Here is a 3,501-nt window from a genome sequence, read left to right as displayed (position 1 = left end):
GGAGGTCTGGCCGGGGCGGTCCCGGCCAGTGGGCGGGCTCGGCGATCGTGGTCAGTGCGCGGGCGCGGTGGGGCCGGAGGGGGTGGTGGCGATCTGCGGCTTCTCGCCCGAGGCCGCATCCTGCCCCAGGCTGCGCGCCAGCCAGCCGCCCAGAACCGCGCCCGCCATCGGCGCCAGCCAGAACAGCCAGAGCTGGAAGATATAGTCCCCGCCCGCGAACAGCGCCGGCCCGGTGCTGCGGGCCGGGTTCACCGAGGTGTTGGTGACGGGGATGGACAGCAGGTGGATCAGCGTCAGCGCCAGCCCGATGGCGATCGGCGCGAAGCCGCCCGGTGCCTTCGGCGCCGTGGCGCCCATGATGACCACCAGGAAGACGGCGGTGGCCACCACCTCCATCAGCAGGCAGGCCAGCAGCGTGTACTGGCCCGGGCTGAGCGCGCCGTAGCCATTGGCGGCGAAGCCGCCCGGCTCGAAGCCGGGCTTGCCGCTGGCGATGAGGTAGAGCAGGGCCGCCGCCGCGACCGCGCCCGCCACCTGCGCCGCCATGTAGGGCAGCAGCGTGGCGGAGGGCACGCGCCCACCCACCCACAGGCCGAGCGTGACGGCCGGGTTGAAGTGCCCACCCGAAATGGGGCCGACCGCATAGGCCATGCAGAGCACGCTCAGCCCGAAGGCCAGGGCGACACCCGTGAAGCCGATGCCGAGGCCGGGATAGGCGGCCGCCAGCACGGCGCTGCCGCAGCCGCCGAAGGTCAGCCAGGCGGTGCCGAGGAACTCGGCCGCCATGCGCCTGCTCATGTCCATCCCCTTGGCTCCCTGACCGGATGCGACCGTGGACCGGCTTTGCCAGCGGCACCGCCACGGCCCCTTCAGCTTAGCCAGCATCCTGACATTTTCTTACAGTTATGATGACGCAACGGCATGCCCCCGGTTGAACAAGCCGAGAGCGAAACAGATGTGCCGGGTGGACCTGGCCCGGCTTTTGCCTAGCATCGGCGCCATGACCCATCCCGCCGATCTCTCCGCCACCGAGGCCGCCGCGCGCATCGCCGCCGGCAGCCTCTCCCCCGCCACCCTGGCCGAGGCCTGCCTGGAGCGCGCCGCGGCGCGGGACGGCACGGTGCGCGCCTTCGTCTCGCTGGAGCCCGCGCGGGTGCGGCAGGCCGCGGCGGCGGCGCTGCCCGGCCCGCTGCACGGCCTGCCGGTGGGCGTGAAGGACGTGCTCGACACCGCCGACCTGCCCTCGCAATACGGCTCGCCCATCTGGGCCGGGCACCGGCCGCGCGCCGATGCCGCCGCCGTGGCGCTGGCGCGGCGCGCCGGCGGCGTCATCCAGGGCAAGACCGTCACCACCGAGTTCGCGACGCGCCACCCCGGCCCCACCACCAACCCGCACGACCCGGCGCGCACCCCGGGCGGCTCCAGCCAGGGCTCGGCGGCGGGGGTGGCGGCGGGCTTCTTCCCGCTGGCCTTCGGCACGCAGACGGCGGGCTCCGTGCTGCGCCCCGCCGCCTATTGCGGCATCGCCGGCTTCAAGCCGAGCTACGGGCTGATCCACCGCGCCGGCATGAAGGTGATGAGCGAGAGCCTGGACACGATCGGCGTGTTCGGCCGCGGCGCGGCCGATTGCGCGCTGTTCGCCGGCGCGCTGACGGGGCTGGACTTCTCCGCCAGGCCCGAGGCGGCGCCGCGCATCGCCCTCTGCTTCGGCCCCGGCGAATCGCTGCTGACCGAGGACAGCCGCGCCCGCATCGAGGCGGTGGCCGCCGCCTGCGCCCGGGCCGGGGCGCGGGTGACGCCGGTCCCGCTCACCGCGCCGCTGCGGGCGGCGGTGGAGGCCCACCCGGTGGTGATGAACGCCGAGACGGCGCACGCCCTGGCCTGGGAGCGCAACGCGGCGCGCGCCCTCATCTCCCCCGTGCTGACCGAGCGGCTGGACTGGGCCGAGAGCCTGCCCGCCACCGCCCTGATCGAGGGGCGCGCCGCCTTCGCCACCGCCCGCGCCGCCTTCCGCGACCTGATGGCGGAGTACGACATCCTGCTCACCGCTTCCGCGCCCTCCGAGGCGCCGCTGGGGCTGGAGGCGACCGGCGACCCGGCCTGCAACGCGCTGTGGACGGCGCTGCACGGCCCCTGCATCAGCCTGCCCGCCGGCACCGGCGCCGCCGGCATGCCGCTCGGCGTGCAGCTCGTGGCTCCCTTCGGCGCCGATGCCGCGCTGCTCGGCTGGGCCGGCTGGGTGGAACGGGTAATCGGCGCCTGAGGCGGCCCGGAACAGGAGGAAGCGCGATGACGGTGTTCCTGTGCACGGCCTGCGGCACCGCCTACCCGGAGGCCGCCGCGCCGCCTGACGCCTGCCCCATCTGCCAGGACGAGCGGCAATACGTCCCCGCCACCGGCCAGGCCTGGACGGGGCGGGAGGCGCTGGCGCAGGGCCACCGCAACGCCTGGCGCCGCCACGAGCCCGGCCTGTTCAGCGTGCAGACGGTGCCGGCCTTCGCCATCAACCAGCGCGCCTTCCTGCTGGTCACGCCGCACGGCAACATCCTGTGGGACTGCATCGCGCTGCTCGACGCGGCGACGGAGGCGCTGGTGCATGGCCTGGGCGGGATCCGCGCCATCGCCATCTCGCACCCGCACTACTACACCACGATGCAGGACTGGGCGGCCGCCTTCGGCGCCACCCTGCACCTGCACGCGGCGGACCGGGACTGGATCATGCGCCCCTCCCCCGCCCTGCGCCTGTGGGAAGGAGAGACGCTGGAGCTGGCGCCGGGAGCGACGCTGATCCGCGCCGGCGGCCACTTCCCGGGCGGCACCGTGCTGCACTGGGCGCAGGCCGCCGAGGGCGCCGGCGCCCTGCTGGCGGGCGACATCGTCCAGGTCACCCCCGGGGCGCGGCGGGTGTCGTTCCAGTGGAGCTACCCGAACATGCTGCCTCTGCCCGCCGACGCGGTGCGGCGCATGGCCGCCACCCTGGCGCCCTGGCGCTACGAGCGCATCTACGGCGCCTTCGCCGGGCAGGAGGTGCTGCGCGACGGGCCGGGGATCGTCGCCCGCTCGGCCGCCCGGTACGTGGAGCTGCTGGACGGCCGGATGTAGCGCCGGCCCCTACCGGTCGGGCCGGAACACGTGCAGCATGAACCACTGCTCCAGATGGGCCCGCACGATGGGGTCGATCACCGCCTCCAGCGCGGCGATGTCGGCCTCCAGCGCGCCGCTGACCGGCACGGGCGGCAGGAAGCGCAGCCGGAAGCGCGGCCCCGGCTCGCGCAGCGCATAGGCCGGCACCAGGGCCGCGCCGGTCTTCGCCGCCAGCCGCAGGGCGGTGGCGATGTTGCCGCCGGTGGGCAGGGGCCGGCCCAGGGCGGGGGCGTTCACCCGGCCGCCCTTGTACTCGTCGAGATAGATCAGGAAGGGCGCGCGCCCCGCCTGCACCCGCCGCAGCGCCTCACGCGCCGCGCTGGTGCTGGGCGGGATCAGCCGCGCCCCGTAATCGGT

At 75.1% G+C, this 3,501-nt stretch carries 4 protein-coding genes; 2 read left to right on the top strand and 2 right to left on the bottom strand.

Translation table 11 applies throughout. The features are described from left to right. Window positions 1-51: 51 nt before the first annotated feature. On the bottom strand, window positions 52-798 hold the full coding sequence (gene aqpZ / locus ACZJYS_RS23505) for an aquaporin Z (RefSeq protein WP_109517754.1): 747 nt from the start codon (window positions 796-798) through the stop codon (window positions 52-54). A 202-nt stretch (window positions 799-1,000) separates the two neighbouring features. Here aqpZ and ACZJYS_RS23500 point away from each other — a divergent pair, with 202 nt between their 5' ends. Then, complete coding sequence (locus ACZJYS_RS23500; RefSeq protein ID WP_493180535.1) at window positions 1,001-2,263, top strand: amidase; 1,263 nt, start codon at window positions 1,001-1,003, stop codon at window positions 2,261-2,263. Between the two features lie 26 nt (window positions 2,264-2,289). Beyond that, the gene (locus ACZJYS_RS23495) at window positions 2,290-3,102 is read left to right on the top strand and encodes an MBL fold metallo-hydrolase (protein WP_493180534.1); all 813 of its coding nucleotides are present in this window, start codon (window positions 2,290-2,292) and stop codon (window positions 3,100-3,102) included. Between the two features lie 9 nt (window positions 3,103-3,111). On the opposite strand, the gene ACZJYS_RS23490 is transcribed toward ACZJYS_RS23495, so the two are convergent. Continuing rightward, window positions 3,112-3,501, bottom strand: a 390-nt coding sequence (locus ACZJYS_RS23490) for an LpxL/LpxP family acyltransferase (RefSeq protein ID WP_493180533.1), incomplete at its 5' end; no start/stop codon positions are given.

The sequence above is a fragment of the Roseomonas sp. TS2 genome (genome assembly GCF_058833935.1).
Note: the sequence above shows the minus strand (reverse complement) of the source record. Positions and strands in the feature narration are given on the sequence as shown.

Excerpts from the sequence above, each read along its gene's own strand:
- ACZJYS_RS23500 (WP_493180535.1), top strand. The coding sequence starts at position 1,001 with ATGACCCATCCCGCCGATCTCTCCGCCACCGAGGCCGCCGCGCGCATC.
- ACZJYS_RS23495 (WP_493180534.1), top strand. The coding sequence starts at position 2,290 with ATGACGGTGTTCCTGTGCACGGCCTGCGGCACCGCCTACCCGGAGGCC.
- aqpZ (WP_109517754.1), bottom strand. The coding sequence starts at position 798 with ATGAGCAGGCGCATGGCGGCCGAGTTCCTCGGCACCGCCTGGCTGACC.